Origin of the sequence: Marinobacterium aestuariivivens (assembly GCF_042661465.1) — a bacterium.
Lineage (GTDB): Bacteria > Pseudomonadota > Gammaproteobacteria > Pseudomonadales > Balneatricaceae > Marinobacterium_A > Marinobacterium_A aestuariivivens.
This window is the reverse complement of the sequence record NZ_JBHSWE010000001.1, coordinates 2,091,994-2,108,110: the sequence shown is the minus strand read 5'-3', so window position 1 is coordinate 2,108,110 and position 16,117 is coordinate 2,091,994. Positions and strand designations below refer to the sequence as shown.

The 16,117-nt window shown below is 64.8% G+C and carries 17 protein-coding genes, 1 pseudogene and 1 riboswitch; of the genes and pseudogenes, 7 read left to right on the top strand and 11 right to left on the bottom strand.

What is annotated here, in order from left to right:
- Positions 1–112 precede the first annotated feature (112 nt).
- The 11 genes and pseudogenes from ACFQDL_RS10990 to ACFQDL_RS10940 form a co-directional block, all read right to left on the bottom strand.
- Positions 113–627, bottom strand: a pseudogene (locus tag ACFQDL_RS10990) (exopolysaccharide biosynthesis polyprenyl glycosylphosphotransferase).
- 80 nt (positions 628–707) lie between these two features.
- Entirely contained in the window at positions 708–1,502 is a 795-nt protein-coding gene (locus tag ACFQDL_RS10985) for a nucleoside-diphosphate sugar epimerase/dehydratase (RefSeq protein ID WP_379909058.1), read from the bottom strand.
- 1,030 nt (positions 1,503–2,532) lie between these two features.
- Positions 2,533–2,766 (bottom strand): hypothetical protein, encoded by a 234-nt coding sequence (locus tag ACFQDL_RS10980; protein WP_379909057.1) that lies wholly within the window; start codon positions 2,764–2,766, stop codon positions 2,533–2,535.
- Complete coding sequence (locus tag ACFQDL_RS10975; RefSeq protein ID WP_379909056.1) at positions 2,766–3,602, bottom strand: ATP-grasp domain-containing protein; 837 nt, start codon at positions 3,600–3,602, stop codon at positions 2,766–2,768. Before ACFQDL_RS10975 ends, ACFQDL_RS10980 begins: the two co-directional genes overlap by 1 nt.
- A gap of 3 nt (positions 3,603–3,605) precedes the next feature.
- Complete coding sequence (gene purE, locus ACFQDL_RS10970; protein WP_379909055.1) at positions 3,606–4,094, bottom strand: 5-(carboxyamino)imidazole ribonucleotide mutase; 489 nt, start codon at positions 4,092–4,094, stop codon at positions 3,606–3,608.
- A 229-nt stretch (positions 4,095–4,323) separates the two neighbouring features.
- Positions 4,324–4,470, bottom strand: coding sequence for a hypothetical protein (locus ACFQDL_RS10965; protein WP_379909054.1), 147 nt, complete (start codon positions 4,468–4,470; stop codon positions 4,324–4,326).
- On the bottom strand, positions 4,458–5,081 hold the full coding sequence (locus ACFQDL_RS10960) for an alpha/beta fold hydrolase (protein ID WP_379909053.1): 624 nt from the start codon (positions 5,079–5,081) through the stop codon (positions 4,458–4,460). Before ACFQDL_RS10960 ends, ACFQDL_RS10965 begins: the two co-directional genes overlap by 13 nt.
- Before the next feature lie 138 nt (positions 5,082–5,219).
- A riboswitch (cyclic di-GMP riboswitch) is annotated at positions 5,220–5,297 on the bottom strand.
- Between the two features lie 96 nt (positions 5,298–5,393).
- On the bottom strand, positions 5,394–6,764 hold the full coding sequence (locus ACFQDL_RS10955; RefSeq protein WP_379909052.1) for an MATE family efflux transporter: 1,371 nt from the start codon (positions 6,762–6,764) through the stop codon (positions 5,394–5,396).
- 152 nt (positions 6,765–6,916) lie between these two features.
- Complete coding sequence (locus ACFQDL_RS10950) at positions 6,917–9,151, bottom strand: AAA family ATPase (protein ID WP_379909051.1); 2,235 nt, start codon at positions 9,149–9,151, stop codon at positions 6,917–6,919.
- Positions 9,103–9,798, bottom strand: coding sequence for an AAA family ATPase (locus ACFQDL_RS10945; protein ID WP_379909049.1), 696 nt, complete (start codon positions 9,796–9,798; stop codon positions 9,103–9,105). Before ACFQDL_RS10945 ends, ACFQDL_RS10950 begins: the two co-directional genes overlap by 49 nt.
- Before the next feature lie 2 nt (positions 9,799–9,800).
- Complete coding sequence (locus ACFQDL_RS10940) at positions 9,801–10,598, bottom strand: AfsR/SARP family transcriptional regulator (protein WP_379909048.1); 798 nt, start codon at positions 10,596–10,598, stop codon at positions 9,801–9,803.
- A gap of 197 nt (positions 10,599–10,795) precedes the next feature.
- Between ACFQDL_RS10940 and ACFQDL_RS10935 the strand changes: the two genes are divergently transcribed.
- From ACFQDL_RS10935 to ACFQDL_RS10905, 7 genes are all read left to right on the top strand, one after another.
- Positions 10,796–11,869 (top strand): class I SAM-dependent methyltransferase, encoded by a 1,074-nt coding sequence (locus ACFQDL_RS10935; RefSeq protein ID WP_379909047.1) that lies wholly within the window; start codon positions 10,796–10,798, stop codon positions 11,867–11,869.
- On the top strand, positions 11,870–12,286 hold the full coding sequence (locus tag ACFQDL_RS10930) for a hypothetical protein (RefSeq protein WP_379909046.1): 417 nt from the start codon (positions 11,870–11,872) through the stop codon (positions 12,284–12,286).
- A gap of 90 nt (positions 12,287–12,376) precedes the next feature.
- Positions 12,377–12,811: a DUF411 domain-containing protein gene (locus tag ACFQDL_RS10925; RefSeq protein WP_379909045.1), complete on the top strand. Its 435-nt coding sequence runs from the start codon at positions 12,377–12,379 to the stop codon at positions 12,809–12,811.
- A gap of 9 nt (positions 12,812–12,820) precedes the next feature.
- Complete coding sequence (locus ACFQDL_RS10920; protein ID WP_379909044.1) at positions 12,821–13,306, top strand: c-type cytochrome; 486 nt, start codon at positions 12,821–12,823, stop codon at positions 13,304–13,306.
- 145 nt (positions 13,307–13,451) lie between these two features.
- Positions 13,452–14,288 (top strand): universal stress protein, encoded by an 837-nt coding sequence (locus ACFQDL_RS10915; protein WP_379909043.1) that lies wholly within the window; start codon positions 13,452–13,454, stop codon positions 14,286–14,288.
- Positions 14,204–14,386: a universal stress protein gene (locus tag ACFQDL_RS10910; RefSeq protein ID WP_379913015.1), complete on the top strand. Its 183-nt coding sequence runs from the start codon at positions 14,204–14,206 to the stop codon at positions 14,384–14,386. Before ACFQDL_RS10915 ends, ACFQDL_RS10910 begins: the two co-directional genes overlap by 85 nt.
- A gap of 44 nt (positions 14,387–14,430) precedes the next feature.
- Positions 14,431–16,083, top strand: a complete 1,653-nt coding sequence (locus ACFQDL_RS10905) for a cation:proton antiporter (RefSeq protein WP_379909041.1) — start codon at positions 14,431–14,433, stop codon at positions 16,081–16,083.
- Positions 16,084–16,117: the final 34 nt, after the last annotated feature.

Sequence of the window (16,117 nt, the reverse complement as noted above, 5' to 3'; positions counted from 1 at the left end):
CCTTAGTATTTCATTCAAACACGGTGTTGCCGGTCTATCGCGCGAGAGGCATCCGATTGTGGATCGCAGCAGCACACCCTCGCACATTACTCCTGCAAAATGTACGGCGACCTCAGTAAATATCCTTCGACAGCAGCGACAACGGCGTCTTGAGCAGGATCTTGATATCCAGCCAAAGCGACCAGTTGCTGATGTACTTCAGGTCGAACTCCACCCTTTTGGCCATCTTGTCGATCGTTTCCGTTTCGCCGCGGGCGCCGCTGATCTGGGCCAGGCCGGTGATGCCGGGTTTGATGCGATGACGTGCCATGTAGGCAGTGATCTTGTCGGCGTAGTAGTCGTTGTGGGCCAGCGCATGGGGCCTCGGTCCGACCAGGGACATATCGCCGAACAGCACATTGAACAGCTGTGGCAGCTCGTCGATCGAGGTGCGGCGGATAAAGCGTCCGACCGGGGTGATCCGGGGTCGTCGCGGGTTGCCTGCTTGACGCGGTTATCCTGATGGACCCGCATCGAACGGAATTTCCACACCTTGATGATCTCGCCGTCCCAGCCATGGCGTTGCTGCTTGAACAGTACGGGCCCCGGCGACGAGAGCTTGACTGCGATGGCGGTCGCGATCAGCAATGGGCTCAGCGCGAGAATGGCCAGCAGCGCAATGCTGCGGTCCAGTACGGCCTTTGCGAAGGCGCCCCGCGGCTGAGAGGTCAGCGGGCTTTCGTTGAGGTGGATGGCCGGCAGGCCCCGATTGCCGAGACCGACTGGTTCAGCAGCACCAGCGACGCGAGATCCGGTACCCAGACGACATCGACCTGGACGTCGAGCAGATCGATGTAGAGCTGCTCGATCTGGTTCATCTTGCTGAACGGCAGCGCAACATAGAGCCGTTTGATCTGCTGTTCGGCGATGATGCGGCGGATCTGAGAGACGGTGCCGAGTTCAGGTAGCCGGCCCGGACTGCCGGAGAGCTCGCAATCGAGCCGTACCAGGCCGCGGACCGGCTCGCGGCGCTCGTCGATCAGAACGTCGGCCAGCTGCGAGGCCAGCCGGTCGGTACCAATGATCAGCGCCCGGCGCTTTTCCCGCAGACGCTGATGGTAGCTTCGCGACAGCTCATGCAGCGGTAGGAAGGTTGCGGCCTGCACCAGATAGCTCAGCATGGCCCATTTCAGCAACACCTCGCGTGAATAGAGTTCGCTGGTTTTGCTGACGAAGGCCACGACCGAGAGCATGGCCAGCAGCAGCAGCCAGCCGGCCAGAAGCCTGACCAGACCGCTGATTGAGCCTTCACGGGTACGGTCGTAGGCCTTCGAGAAGGTATAGGCCGGCACTGATCCGAGAATCGCCAGCACCGCAAGAATGCGATACTGGGCCTCAATGTCGCCGGTCTTGAGCCAGGTCAGCAACCCCAGCAGCGCCGAGGTCAGTGTCATGGCGACCAGCCACTGGATCCAGAAGGTCAGGCCGCGCGGATGATGAGAGGGTGACTTTTGCTCAAACATCGTTGATTCCCTTCGACACCGGGTCACTCCGGTGCTGCGTTGCCGATTGAAGATATGCGCAAGGTGCCCGGCCAAACCCGGCCTGAGCGGCAGCTGATCCGATTCAGACACGCTACCGCCCCAGGGTTATACGGACTTTCCCTCACGCCCAGTTAAAATGTCTTGTTTCAAACGTACGTTTTAATACTGTGTCTTTTACGCGACAGCGTTAGCTTTGTATAGTGTGTTAAATCAGAGACACGGGATTTTCGACTATGCATAATGCGCTCAAACGAGCGCTTCAGTAGCTGCACTGGGAATTAGGTAACCTGAAGCTGCCGCTGAGCGCTCAATTTAGAAAAATCAGAAAAAACAGCTAAATAGAGCTCTTTATAATGATTGTCGGAATGACATGACTGGCTGCTTAATAGTCCTGTACTTTCATTCCGAAACATCCAGAGCATTGAAAACTCTGTTTATCCGGCAGCGACGAAGCGACTCCCATGGCTCAGAATTGACCTATTGTTTCGCAACTGCACACAGACTGTATAGAGTATAAAAATGGCGACATCGTGTTTGAAATATTACGTTTGAGTGTCATCTTCCGGATAAACGCCCCATGTTCAAGGGCTTATCGAGTGGCTGGGGATGGGGAGGCGAAGTAGAATCAGGCAGCGTATTTTTTCGAGGGTTGCAGGCTGGAGGCGATCGGCGACAGTGGTCGCATGGGCGTCGGCAGCGGCTGCTGTCAGTGGACCAGGGGGGCGGAACAACAGGTAAAACCGGTACCGTGCGAGAATTCAGATCGTGACGAGGCAGGCCGGGGTATGGGGGAATGTTTAACAGATGGCGGTTCAAGTCGGTGTGCAGAGACAGCAGGGCACCTCAAAAGAACAGCAGCGTGACGCTTGGGCTGCGTTGGCTGGTTCGGTCGAATCCGCGTGGATAGCCCATTGACCGCGCTTCCCGGGCACCGTGCGCCGACGGACCCCTGCCACCCCGAGTGCTCCGAGTGGCAGGTCTTGCTGTGCCCGATACTGCAATGCCAACGTCAGGCGTCGGCTCCGATTTCCTGCAGCGCCCAGAGCAACGGGCTGCGCTCCTCTTCCGGCAGCATGGCGGCCAGCTGGTTGAGGCTTTCCTGCAGCTCGGCAACCGAATTGCGGTGCAGGTTGACGTGGCCGACCTTGCGGCCCGGGCGGACCTCCTTCTCATACCAGTGGACATCGCAGCCCGGTACCGCCAGCCACTGCGTCGACCAGTCGCGGCCGAGCAGGTTCCACATCACGCTGAGGCCGTCGACCTCGGGGTGAACAGCGGCAGGTCGGCGACCGCGCGCAGATGCAGCTGGAACTGGCTCGGGTTGGCGCCGGCCTGAGTCCAGTGGCCGCTGTTGTGCACGCGCGGCGCCAGTTCGTTGACCAGCAGGGTGCCGTCGACGATGAAGCATTCCATCGCCATCACGCCAACGTAATCCAGCTCGACCATGATGCGCGTGAGCCACTCTTCGGCGATCGCCTGCAGCGGTTGCAGGCGCTTCAGTCCGCCGACGCTGGCGTGCAGGATGCCCTGCTGATGCAGGTTCAGGGTCAGCGGATAGAAGACGCACTGGCCGTCGTGGCCGCGGGCGCCGACCAGCGAAACTTCCTCGTCGAACGGAATCATTTTCTCGGCGATGCATTCGCCCAGCCACTCGTCCAGAGCCGGCTCGCCCTGCTTCCAGCGCCACTGGCCGCGGCCGTCGTAACCGCCCTGGCGACGCTTGATGACCAGCCTGTCGCCGACCAGCGCCAGGTGTTCGGTGGTGTGGTCTGGGGTGATATTGCACCAGGGGGCAGTGCCGACCTTGAGGTGGTCGAGCAGGCTCTTCTCGCTCAGGCGGTCGCGGATCACTTCGGTGGCGCGGGCATTGAGAAAGCCGGGATGGGCCGTCAGCAGCCGGCTGCGCGGCGTGTCGGGCCAGAGTTCCTGTTCGACGGTCACCACATCGTCCGGGTTCAGCGCCACCGGCTCTTCCAGCGACGGGTCGCAGGGCAGGACCTCGAGTCCCATCGGTGCGCCGGCCTGTTTCAGCATCCGGCCGAGCTGGCCGTTACCGATGACGGCAATACGTGGCAGCATGCTTCAGCTCCTCGGGTCCGGGTTGTCCAGGACGGCCTGGGACTGGGCACTGCGCCACTGCTGCAGCCGCTCGCGCAGCGCCTCATCGCGGGTAGCCAGGATCTGCGCCGCCATCAGACCGGCATTGAAAGCGCCGGCGCCGCCGATCGCCAGGGTGCCGACGGTCACGCCGCGGGGCATTTGGACGATGGAATAGAGGCTGTCGAGGCCACTCAGTGCCTTGCTCTGAACCGGTACGCCCAGCACCGGTACCAGGGTCTTGCTGCTGATCATGCCGGGCAGGTGGGCGGCGCCGCCGGCGCCGGCGATGATCACCTCGAAGCCGCGCTCGGCCGCTTCCTCGGCGAAACTGAACATCTTGTCCGGGGTGCGATGAGCCGAGACCACCTCGGCGTGGTACGACACACCGAGGGTGTCGAGAATGTCGGCAGCCTCTTTCATGGTGGGCCAGTCGGAACGGGAGCCCATCACTATGGCGACTTTTGCACTCATTACCTTGTCCTGTCAGGAGATTCTAAGGATCGATCGGGCGGGTTGCCGGGAGCCCGGAACCTGAACCCGCCCGATTGCAGAGACGGTTCTGTCGGGAAAACCGACAAGGATAAGACGCCCTCGGGTTCAAGGCAATCTTTGTCGGCATTTGGCCGCACTTCGCAGGCTTTTCAGTACCGAAAGGGTTGAATCTGTCAGGTGACGTCGCTCCAGGCCGAATGCTCCGCATTCACCGCAAGGGCGGGTTTGCTGCCGCTATCCTGGCGCGCGAGCCGGTGACGATGCCGTCGCGGATCCGCGTGGCGCCGTTCGAGTCGACACCCTGGTTGCCCCGATCGATCAGGCTCAGGGTGGCGACGGGAATCAGCGTTTGCATCTGTTCGGCCAGGCGGCGAGAAGGCTGCGGTGTCTGACGATTGCAGACAAGGTGCACAGGCATGGGCAGTGACAGCAGGTCATGGGGGTGCAAGGCATTGCGGTAAAGGTCGGCGAGTTCATCGACGATGCCTGGCAGCCGGCGCAGCAGCTGGCTTTTCTGCTTCGGTCCCAGCAGCCACCAGATGACGCGCCCGAACCAGAACTGGACGAAGACCTGGCAGCGAGCGCCGTGGCGCCGGCGGCGTGCAACGCGATGACATGGCTTGCGAACCGGCTTGCGGCCTCCCAGCTTTCCCAGTCGTGGAGCTGGCGCAGCAGGCTGAAGGCGGCGGGATTCACCAGGGTCAGCGACAGCAGTTGTTGCGGGCGGGCCAGTGCGGCCTGCAATGCCGGAACGCTGCCGTGGGCGTGCCCGATCAGGTGGCAGGGACCGTCGATCCGTGCCAACTGCTGCAGCAGTCGCGGCAGTGCCGACTGGTCGGCAATCTCCACCCGGTATTCCCGGTTCAGTTGCCGGGCCAGTGCCGGCCCCGGACGCCAGCCATGGCCCGATACCAGCAGTACGGGGCAGCGCTCGTCGCTGATCGGGTCCGCTTTGCGTGACAGCATGGTTGTTTCCTCCGTCTGTGTCGCAACCGGTGATGCCGGAATCGCTGCAGCGGGAGGAGCATCGGGCTGGCAGAGCTGAAAGCGGGCGGCCGAAATGTCTGCAAGCGGGGAGAACTCCTTCCCGTTGTCACACCTGTGTGTGGCAACCCGGCTATTCCGAGACGGAACCCGTGGCTTTGCGTGATCGACAACTCGCTGATCGTGCCCTTTCAGTATCCAAGATGCCCTCTAAGCTTAGGTTCCGCAGTTGCGTTATGCCTTGGGAATATTGCCTAAATTATCGATATCCGGATAAGGTACGGACCGATACCGCTATCGCGCCGCGAGGGTCGTCCCCACCCAGGGGCGTTTCAACTGCTGACGCAGTCGCAACAGCAGGGCTGTGCTGGCCAGCAGGATACCGGTACCCAGGCCGAGCCAGATGCCGATGGCACCGAGTCCGGCGCCGTAGCCGAGCAGAAGTGCCAGCGGAAACGCCAGCAGCCAGTGGCTTACCAGGATCAGCTGCATCGGCCTCTGGGTATCCTGCAAGCCGCGCAGATAACCGGTCGTCTGGGTGGCCAGGCTGTCCGCCGGCTGCGCTACGGCCAGCAGCAACAGCAGCGCTGCGGCAATTTCGAACAGCGGCAGCCCGCGTTCGGCCTGCGGCAGCAGCCAGATAATCAGGGATTCCCGCCCGCCGGCCAGCAGCAGCGCCAGCGGCAGACCCCAGAGCAGCGCCAGCCACAGCTGGACCCTCAGCACCCGGTGCATCCGGCCGGAGTCGCCCGCGCCAAGGGCCAGTCCGGCCCTGACCGTGGCCGCCTGCGCCAAACCCAGCGGAACGGCATAGAGCACACCGGCCAGGCGCAGCGTCAGGGTATGGGCCGCAAGCTGGTCGATGCCGAAGCCGGCGATCAGCAGCGTCGCCAGCAGGAAGATGCCGGTTTCGCCCAGACTGGTCATGCCGATCGGCAGCCCCAGACGCAGCAGTTTTTGCAAACGCGCCCGGTGCACCTGCAGCAGTGCCCGGCCGACGGGGCGATACCAGCTGGCCCGGTGGGCCATCAGGCTGAGCCAGACCAGCAGGACGGCGGCGCAGAGTGCGGACGACAGACCGATGCCGGCCAACCCCATTTCCGGCAGGCCCCAGCGTCCGTACATCAGTCCGTAGTTGCCCAGGGCATTGAGCGGTAGGCTGAGCAGCATTCCGCCCAGGATGACCCGGGTCTGTTCCCAGGCAGCGAAACACTGGTGCCAGACGCGGACCAGCAGTAGCAGGGCGCAGGTCAGCGCCATCATCGGCGCATAATCGGAGGCGGCATCGACGATGGCGGGCTCCGCTCCGATCTGCGCCAGCAATCGCGGTGACAGGCTGATCAACAGGGCGCAGGGCAGGGTCAGCAGCAGGGCCAGCTGGAAGCTCTGGCCGATCCAGCCCGCCACTTCCCGCTCCCGGCCAGCGCCCCGGCATTCGGCCAGCAGTGCAGAAAGGGCGCCGATAACGCCGCCGCCAAGATAGAAAACGATCGAATAGAAGTCGCTGACGGCGGCGCCGGCCGCGAGTTCCGCGGTGCCGAGCCAGGCCATCATGAGCACATCGGTAATGGCGATGCCCATCGACAGCAGTGACGCCAGGGTCAGCGGGGCCGCAATGGCCAGGGTTCGCGCCAGCTCGTGGCGCAGCGTTCGTGAATTCGTCATGGTCAGCCTCCCGTTTGCATGCAGTCTGACGGGCTGGCGTCAAGGTGCGGTGCGGCGCGGCGTCAATCCAGCGTCAATCGGGAGAAGTCGGGCCTTCAATGTACGGGCGGGGGCGCTTGCAGGCAATCCGGGAACCCGGCAGCGGTAAAACGCTACCGCAGCCAGCTCAGGCAATGCAGCAGGCCGGTCTGGCGCAGCTCCTGTTCGAGCCGGCCGGCGTCGATCCGGCCCTCGGCCAGCGCCAGGGCGCGGTCGGCGTAGAAATGCGCCCAGCGCAGGTCCCGGCCGCGGGCATAGGCGAGCAGGGCATCGCAGCCCTCGCGCAGTGCCGCCAGATCCTGGTCGGCCAGGGCGAGGTCGATCTGCAGCTGATGCACATGCAGGTGGCAGTGGGGCAGGCATTCCGGTGTCAGCAGCGCCAGCGCCTGGGCCATTCGCTCGTGCCGCGTCGCGGCATCGGTCTGGCCCATGGCCTCTATGGCGCGCAACCAGGGCTGTACGAAGTGGCGGGCGCCGGGTTCGAGGCTGGCGTCGGCGGCCGCGATATGCTGCTCGAAACCGGACCGGTCGCCCTCCTGTTGCGCCATGTAGGCCAGTTGTGCATGGCCGTCGACGATAAAACGGCGGGCGCCGAGCTGCCGGGCCAGGTGCAGGCTGGCACTGAAGCAGTCCCTGGCGGCTCCGCGGTCGCGCCGTGCGAAGTGGTGCAGCAGTCCCTGCAGGCTCAGCAGCAACATGCCGGAGCGGGGCTCCGGACGGCGCTTCGACAGCCGCTCGGCGGTGGCCAGGCTCTGCAGCGCGGCCCCGGTGTCGAGCTGGTACAGCTGGCAGGTGGCGACCATCGCGTAGTTGTTGACCGCTTCGCTGAGCAGGTCCCGGGTCAGCGCTTCTTCGATGGCCCGACGGAAGTGGTCGCAGGCCTGGCCCATCTGTCCCAGCATGTAATAGCCGTCGCCGACGCCACTGAGTGCCCGCACGCGCCAGCGCGGATCATCGCAGCGGCGGGCCTGCTCCTGAGCCCGCAGGCTGGCGTCAAGGCAGTCCTCCTGCCGGCCCAGGGTAAACAGAATGCGGCCGCGGGTAATATGCAGGCGCGCCTGCTGCTGGCACGACAGGCCATCGCTCAGGCGGGCTGCGTGGTCGAGCGACTGCAGCGCCTCGTCGAACTGGTCCTGGATGGTCTGTGCATTGGCGATGCCGAGCCAGCTGTCGACCTGGCGCGCCGGTTCGTCGCTGAGGCTGATCGCCTGGTCGAAGGCCGCGATCGCCTCGTCTATCCGACCCAGCCGGGTCAGGGCTTCTGCCTGCTGCTGGTGCAGTGCCCAGCGTTCTTCGTCGACAGCCAGCGGCAGTACCTGTTCGCAAAACCAGAGCGCGCGCTGCGGATGCTGGTGTTCGAGCAGTTGGGCGATCGCCTCGAGGGTACGGGGTACCGCCTGTGCGTCGCCGGCATGGATCAGGTGTTCGGCTTCGCGCACCCGCGAGCGGCCGGCATAGAAACGTGCCGCACGGTAGTGGGCTTCCTGCCGCTCCTGGCGGCCGAGCTGGGCGTAGAGGCTCTCCTGCAACAGTGCATGGGCGAACTGCAACTGCCCGTCGCGCAGGCGCAGCAGACGCTGTTGTATCAGCCGCTCGATCAGTGCCGGTTCGGCATCGCCCAGTGTCAGCAGGTCCTCGCTGCCGAACTGCTGGCCGAGGACCGCCGCCAGCCGGACCAGGCGTCGCGCGGGTGCGTCGAGACTGTCGACGCGTGCGGCGACCAGGCTGGCGATGCGCAGCGGCAGCTCGCTGCCGGTCTGCCCTTCGCCGAAACAGAGCAATTGCTCGAGGAACAGGGGATTGCCTCCGGCGCGTTGCTGGCAGCGCTGCGCCATCTCGCTGTCGGGATCGAGGCCCAGGGCCCGGATCAGCTGCTGCGTGTCGTCCGTCCGCAGCGGCGTCAGATCCAGGGTCAGCAGGGGCAGCTCGCCGAGACTGGAACGCCAATGCGGACTGAACGGGTGGCCTTCGAAGCGGCTGGTCAGCACCAGCAGCAGCGGACAGCCGGCGCCCGCCCGGGCCAGTGCCGTCAGGGCGGCCATGGTGGCGGCATCGGCCCAGTGTATGTCCTCGATGGTGATCAGCAAGGGCGCCGAGGGGCTGAGCTGGTTCAGCAGTGTTTCCAGGGCGGCATGCTGTGACGGGGACTCCGCTCCCGGTGTCTGTCCGTCGGTGGCCAGTCCCGCCAGTTCGGGCAGTCCCGGCAAGGGTCCGAAGCGGCGTTGATAGTCATCGACGGCGGCTCCGAGCCGGCCGCGCTCGACCGGCTGCAGCAGCAGCAGCGCCAGCAGCTCCCGTATCAGCTGTTGCAGTGGATAGTGGTCGCTGTGCTGTGCCGTGGGCAGCACCTCGGTTCCCGGTGTTGAAACCCCTCGGCTTCGGCACGCTTGCCCAGCTGTTCCAGCAGGCGGCTCTTGCCGATGCCGGCGTCGCCGCGGATATAGACGATATGGGCGCATCCCGCCTCGTGCACGCCCTGCAGATAGAGCCCGAGCTGCTGCAGTTCCAGGCGCCTGCCGACAAAAGGGGTGATGCCGGCCGGTTGCGGGCGGTAGCCGCTGACCTGCCAGCCGCCGGTGGTGACACAGCGGCGGGCCTCGAGGTGGGGCCGGTAGGCCCGGTACAGGGCTTCGCCGATCCAGAGTCCCGGCCCGTCGGCCAATACGACCAGGCGCCGGCTCTCCTGAAGCGCGGGGCCCGTTGCGCTCCGCGGCGGCTGCTCGGGTTGTGGATGCTGCAGCTGCAACGGACCCTGGCCGAGGCCGATGGCCAGCGACAGTGCCTGTTCCGCAGCCCAGTCGAGCAGCTGCAGCGCACAGCGCAGGGCGCGTTCGCTGTCATCGGCCCGCACCTTCGGCAGGCCGAACAGCACCAGCCGCAGATCCCCCTGTCCGCTGTCCAGCATTGTGCCGCCAAAGCCGTTGCACAGGCTTGCCAGCGTCGACTCCTGCCCGGGCAGGAGCAGGGCGTCGTCGTGCAGTTGCACGGCCAGCACGGTCAGAACCTTGGTTTCGGTACTGGGTGCCGGTGCTTCGGGCGTTTCGGGGGACGGCTGGGCGAGGCCCGGCTCAACTGCTGACGGCGATGTTGCAGCAGCTGGTAGAGGTTGCGCGTATTCTGGTCCGGTTCCATGTCGAGTTCGCGGCGCAGCAGGCTGCGGCAGAGCTGGTACTGCCGGAACGCATGGTTGTATTGGCCCTGCTGGGCATAGAGTTGCATCAACTGGCGGTGCACGTCCTCGCGCAGCGGGTCCAGCATCAACAGTCGGGCACCGAGATGGAGTGCCTTGCTGAACTGGTTCTGCCCGATATACTCGTCGAGCAGTTGCTGCAGCAGATCCAGCGCCTTGCGGCGGTAATGTTCACGCTGCAGCTGCAGCCAGTCCTCGAACGGATAGCTGCGGCTCTGGAAGCCTTCGAGCAACTCGCCGCCGCAGAGCGTGGCGGCTTCGGACCAGGCGTCGGCCTCCCGAAGCCCGAGCAGCCTGTTGAAGCGGGTGGTATCGGCATCGATGCAGCCGGGGTCGAGACACAGGTTTTCGGCATCGGTGATGAGGGCGGTTTCGCCCAGCACCTTGCGCAGGCTGACCAGCGCCTGGCGCAGACTGTGGCGGGCCTGGGCCTCGTCGCTGTCTGGCCACAGCAGGGCGGCGATGCGTTCGCGTCGCTGATTGCCCGGCGACAGCACCAGATAGGCCAGCAGGGCCATCGCCTTCTTGCTGCGAATCGGGCGGCTCTTGCCGCGGGTATCGGTCAGCTCGAAGCCGCCAAGCAGGGTGAGTCTGAGTCCGGCCACCTTCTTGTCCCGTTGTCATCTTGCTTCATGCTATTACGACACCGGCTGGGACGAAAGGTCGGCCGGCTGCGATGCACCGGTTTTGACGCTGTGTTGACGGTCACGACGGCCTTTGTTTGACACTCCGGGTACAGGATGCATGTGCGGGATGGCGAGGTGTCGCCCCGAAACCGGAACCCAGGCTGGAGGAAAAGCCCATGTGTCGTCTTTGTGCTCAGATACTGCCCGAAGAGGCCTTTGCCGAAAAAGTGCTCGATATCATCAACGGTGCTGCCATCAACCAGATGCTGTCGCTGGGACATCAGAGCGGCCTGTTCGACACCCTGGCCGGCCTGGAGCCGGCGACCAGCGAGGCGATCGCCGAACGGGCCGGTCTTAATGAACGTTATGTTCGGGAGTGGCTGGGGGCCATGGTGGTGTCCGGGATCCTGGTGTACGACCCCGATGCGGCGCTCTACCACCTGCCGCCTTCCCATGCGGCCTTTCTGACCCGCGACGCCAGCCCCAACAACCTCGCCGTCGTGGCCCAGTTCATGCCGATGCTCGGCACGGTCGAGGGCGGTATTCTGGAGTGCTTCCGTAAGGGCGGGGGCCTTCGCTACGAGGAGTATCCCGGCTTTCACCGGGTAATGGCCGAGGACAGCGGCCAGTCCGTGGTGATGAACCTCTTCTCCCATATCCTGCCGCTGGTGGATGGCCTCGACGCGCGTCTGCGCGACGGCATCGAGGTGCTCGATCTCGGCTGCGGCTCCGGCCGGGCCCTGATCGCCATGGCGCAACGCTATCCGGCCAGCCGCTTCGTCGGCTACGACCTGTCGCACGAGGCGGTCGGCAATGCCCGGGGCGAAGCCGACCGGTTGCAGCTGGGCAATATCGAGTTCGCCGTACGTGATGTCAGCCGGCTCGACGATCGCGACCGCTTCGATCTGGTGACGGCCTTCGATGCGATCCATGATCAGGCCCGGCCGGAGCGGGTACTGGCGGTGGTGAACGAGGCCCTGAAGGTGGACGGCGTCTTCCTGATGGTCGATATCGCCGCTTCGAGCCGCCTCGAGAACAATGTCGGCCATCCGCTGGCGCCGACCCTCTACGCGATCTCCTGCATGCACTGCATGTCGGTATCGCTGGGCCAGGGCGGACGCGGGCTCGGGACCGTCTGGGGGCGCGAGCTGGCACTGAGCATGCTGCAGGAAGCAGGATTCGGGCGCACCGAGGTGCACCAGCTCGAGCACGATATCCAGAATTACTATTACGTGAATCGTAAGGCGTAAGTGCGCCGAGCGCCGCTGGCGGTGGCGGGCGGTGCCTTGTCGCTGCCGGGAACCCGTGCTTTAATCCGGGTGATGAAGAACCTCCGTGCCTACCGCCCGCTGGCGGCCCTGATGCTGATCGTCCTGATGCTGGCGCTGTCCTTGCAGCTGGCGCAGGTGCGGCCGGGCGTCGATGCGGCCACGGCGGACAGCATGCTGATGTCGCAATCGTTACACTGCGACGACTGCGGTGAAACCTCCCTGATGCCGGACTGCACCGACGGTGTCTGCAGTACCATGGCGGCCATGGTCGGCAGTGACAGCCCGCCCGGTGCCGTTGCCGCTCCGGGTGCCGAGCATGCGCAGATTCCCCTCTACCATCCCGGCCCCGGTACCGCGCCGGAGCCTCAGCCTCCCCGGATGCCGATTCCCGTCTGATACTTCTCCGGTCTGCCCTGTTGCGGCCGGAAATCAACAAGTCGACCTCGCACTGCAGCGGCGGTGCGATAAACCCGTGGAATCCGCATCATGAAAAAACTGAACTCCCTTGTCCTGGCACTGGGCCTGTCCCTGGCCGGGCTGCTCCAGGCCGGCGAAGCCCCGACCGGCACCCTGTACAAGAACCCCCAGTGTGGCTGCTGCAGCGGCCATGCCGACTACCTGCGCGCCCAGGGCTTCGAGATCGAGGTGATCGAGAGCGACCGCCTCAGCGCCTTCAAGCGCGAGCAGGACGTGCCCCAGGCGCTGGAAAGCTGCCATACCCTTCTCATCGACGGCTATGTCATCGAGGGTCATGTACCGGTGGCGTCAATCCGCCGGCTGCTCACCGAGCGCCCCGATATCCGCGGCATCGCCCTGCCCGGCATGCCGGCCGGCTCCCCCGGCATGGGTGGCGCCAAGTCGGGGCCGTTCAGCATCTACGAGCTGAACGGCGGCATGCCCAAAGTCTACGCGACCGAATAGGAGACCGGGATGAGCAAGGTATCCCGCGGACGTTCGCGTCTGCTGTCCTGGCTGGTGCTGGTCATCGGCCTGTCGGTGATCGTCGCCAGCCTGGCGCTGCAGTGGTGGCCGGCCGACAGCGGTCGGGCCGACCCCTCCGATGCCGCCCAGGTGGCGACCGGCAAGACGGTCTACGAGGCCAGCTGTGCCAGTTGCCACGGCGGCCAGTTGCAGGGCCAGCCGGACTGGCAGAAGCGGCTGCCCAGCGGGCGCATGCCGGCGCCGCCCCACAACCAGAACGGCCATACCTGGCACCATCCGGACCGGATGCTGTTCGGCATCATTCGCGACGGCATGGTGCCGCCCTGGGCGCCGCCGGATTACGAGAGCGATATGCCGGGCTTCGGCGGCCGGCTCAGTGATGACGAGATCTGGGCCGTGCTGGCCTATATTAAGAGTCGCTGGCCGCAGAAGGTCCGCGACTGGCAGGCGGAGAAGAGCCGGCAGTCGCGATGAACTGCAAGGACATGCATCGGGGCCGGTATCCGCAGCTGCCCAGCAGCTTTCGTTGATCCCTCTCATATCGTTTTTATGCCTTGCTCCTAAACTGTAGGCATTCGCTGATATCAATCGGCATAGCAGCACGGAACCGGAGGCCAGGGTGTTTAAGCGAATACTTTTCGTCAGCGAGGGACGGGACGGCGATCTGGAGGCCATGAAACAGGCACTGGTGCTGGCTGGCGCCAACGCCTCAAGCCTGGATATTCTGGTCGTGCACTCCGGTGTGCCCGATGCCAGCTCCACCTATCTGCCCGCCTTCGAAGCGTTTCTCGCGCAGCAGGCCGAGACCTGTCTGCAACAGGCCCAGGCGACCGGAGCGCCGGCGCCTTCTGGGCCTGTATCGGTGCGCGTCGAGGGCGGTCATGCGCCGGATGTGCGCATCGTTCAGGAAGTGCTGCGCAACGGCCATGACCTGGTCATCAAAGCCGCCGCCTCGGGTACCGATGGGCGGGGCTTCCAGGCTCTGGACATGGGCTTGCTGCGCAAGTGTCCAGTTCCGCTCTGGCTGCACCGGCCCAGGGGCGGTACCGAAAGCGGCAGCTTTCAGGTGGCGGTGGCCATCGACCCGCGGGAGTCGAAAGAGGGGCTGCTGGCCCGTCATCTGCTGCAGCTGGCCGACGGCATTGCCGACTTGCTGGGCGCTCGCCTCAGTGTCCTGTCCTGCTGGGATTACGCGCTGGAGGGGTATCTGCGAAATCATGTATTTGCCAGTGGATCGGACGACGGGCAGCTGCAGCAGGCCGTGACGGAGGAGCGGTGCCGGCACCGGGCTGAACTCGCAAAGCTGATTCGCCTCGCGGACCTGAACACCCGTCCCAGCATTCATCATCCCAGGGGCCGGCCGATCAACTCATTCCCGACTATGTTGCCGCCCAGGGCATTGATCTCCTGGTCATGGGCACCGTCGCCCGCACCGGCATCCCCGGATTCGTCATAGGCAATACCGCCGAGAACCTGGTGCGGAAGATAGGGTGCAGCCTGCTGGCCCTGAAACCACCCGGTTTCACATCGCCGGTGCGGAGCGAGGCCCGATAAAAGAGGCGATGCGGCGATCGAGCCGGGCGAACGGAGAGGTCTCTATGGACATCAGTCTGTTGCATGCGACGCCCTTCAACGAGCTCACGGCATTGCTGTTTCTGGCGGCGCTGGTGGGGTTCGTCGGCCAGCGTCTGCGCCAGCCGATGATCGTCAGCTTCATCGCCGTCGGCATCCTCGCCGGGCCCTCGGTGTTCGATATCGTCCAGTCGCGCGAGAACATTCAGCTGCTGGCCGAGCTGGGGGTGGCGGTGCTGCTGTTCCTGGTGGGCCTGAAGCTGGACCTCAAGCTGATCCGTACCCTGGGCGCCATCTCGCTGGCGACCGGCCTCGGGCAGGTGATCTTCACCTCGGTCCTGGGCTTCCTGATCGGCCTGGCGCTGGGGCTGGGTGCGCTGAGTTCGCTCTACATCGCCGTCGCCCTGACCTTTTCCAGCACCATCATCATCGTCAAGCTGCTGTCGGACAAGAAAGAGGTCGACTCGCTGCACGGCCGCATCGCCCTCGGCTTTCTGATCGTGCAGGACCTGGTGGTGGTGCTGGCGATGATGGTGCTGTCCGCCTTCGGCATCGGCGGCCATGGTGATGAGCCGCTGTGGAGCTATCTCGGCAGCCTGCTGCTGTCGATCCTGGTGATGCTGGGGCTGCTGGGACTCTTCATGCGCTACGTCGCGGTGGCGCTGTTGCAGCGCATGGCCCACTCGGCGGAGTTGCTGCTGCTGTTCGCGATCGGCTGGGCCGCGCTGCTGGCGGCCCTGGGGGATCATTTCGGCTTCAGCAAGGAGCTCGGAGGACTGCTGGCCGGCGTCTCCCTGGCCTCGACGCCGTTCCGCGAAGCCATAGTGTCGCGCTTGAGTTCGCTGCGTGACTTTCTGCTGCTGTTCTTTTTCATCGCCCTGGGGATTCATCTCGACCTCGGACTGATCGGCGAGCAGCTGTATCCGGCCGCGGTGTTCTCGCTGTTCGTGCTGATCGGCAACCCGCTGATCGTGATGGTGATCATGGGGGTGATGGGTTTTCGCAAACGTACCGGCTTCCTGGCCGGGCTGACGGTGGCGCAGATCAGCGAGTTTTCGCTGATTTTCATCGCCATGGGGTTTTCGCTCGGGCATGTCGGCAGCGAGGCGCTCGGCATCGTGACCCTGGTCGGCCTGATCACCATCGCGCTGTCGGTCTACATGATCACCTATTCGCAGACACTGTACCGTTGGCTCGAACCGGCCCTCGGGCCGTTCGAGCGCAAGCTGTTGCACCGCGAGGAGGCGGCGAGCCAGGCGGCGCTGCGTAACAGACAATACGACGTCATTCTGTTCGGCACCGGGCGTTACGGCAGCGCCATTGCGGAAAACCTGCGCGACGCCGGTTACCGGCTGCTGCTGGTCGATTTCAATCCGGACAGCGTCAAGCGCTGGCGCAGGGCCGGCTGGAGCGCCATTTACGGCGATGCCGGGGACCAGGAGTTTCTCGACATGCTGCCGCTGGACGGCGTGCGCTGGGTGGTGTCCACACTGCCGCAGCACGACCTGGGGGTGACCCACGACGATCCGCGGCTGGTGCTGCTAAACGGCTTGAAAAGGCAGGGATTCGGGGGCGAAATCGCCATCTCGACACAGAATATCGTCGAGCGGGACGCCCTGCGCGCGGCAGGGGCGACCCTGGTCTTCACCCCTTCCAGGATGCGGCCCAGCAGGCGGTGAAGCTGATGCAGGAGCAGGGCCAGGCATGAGCCCG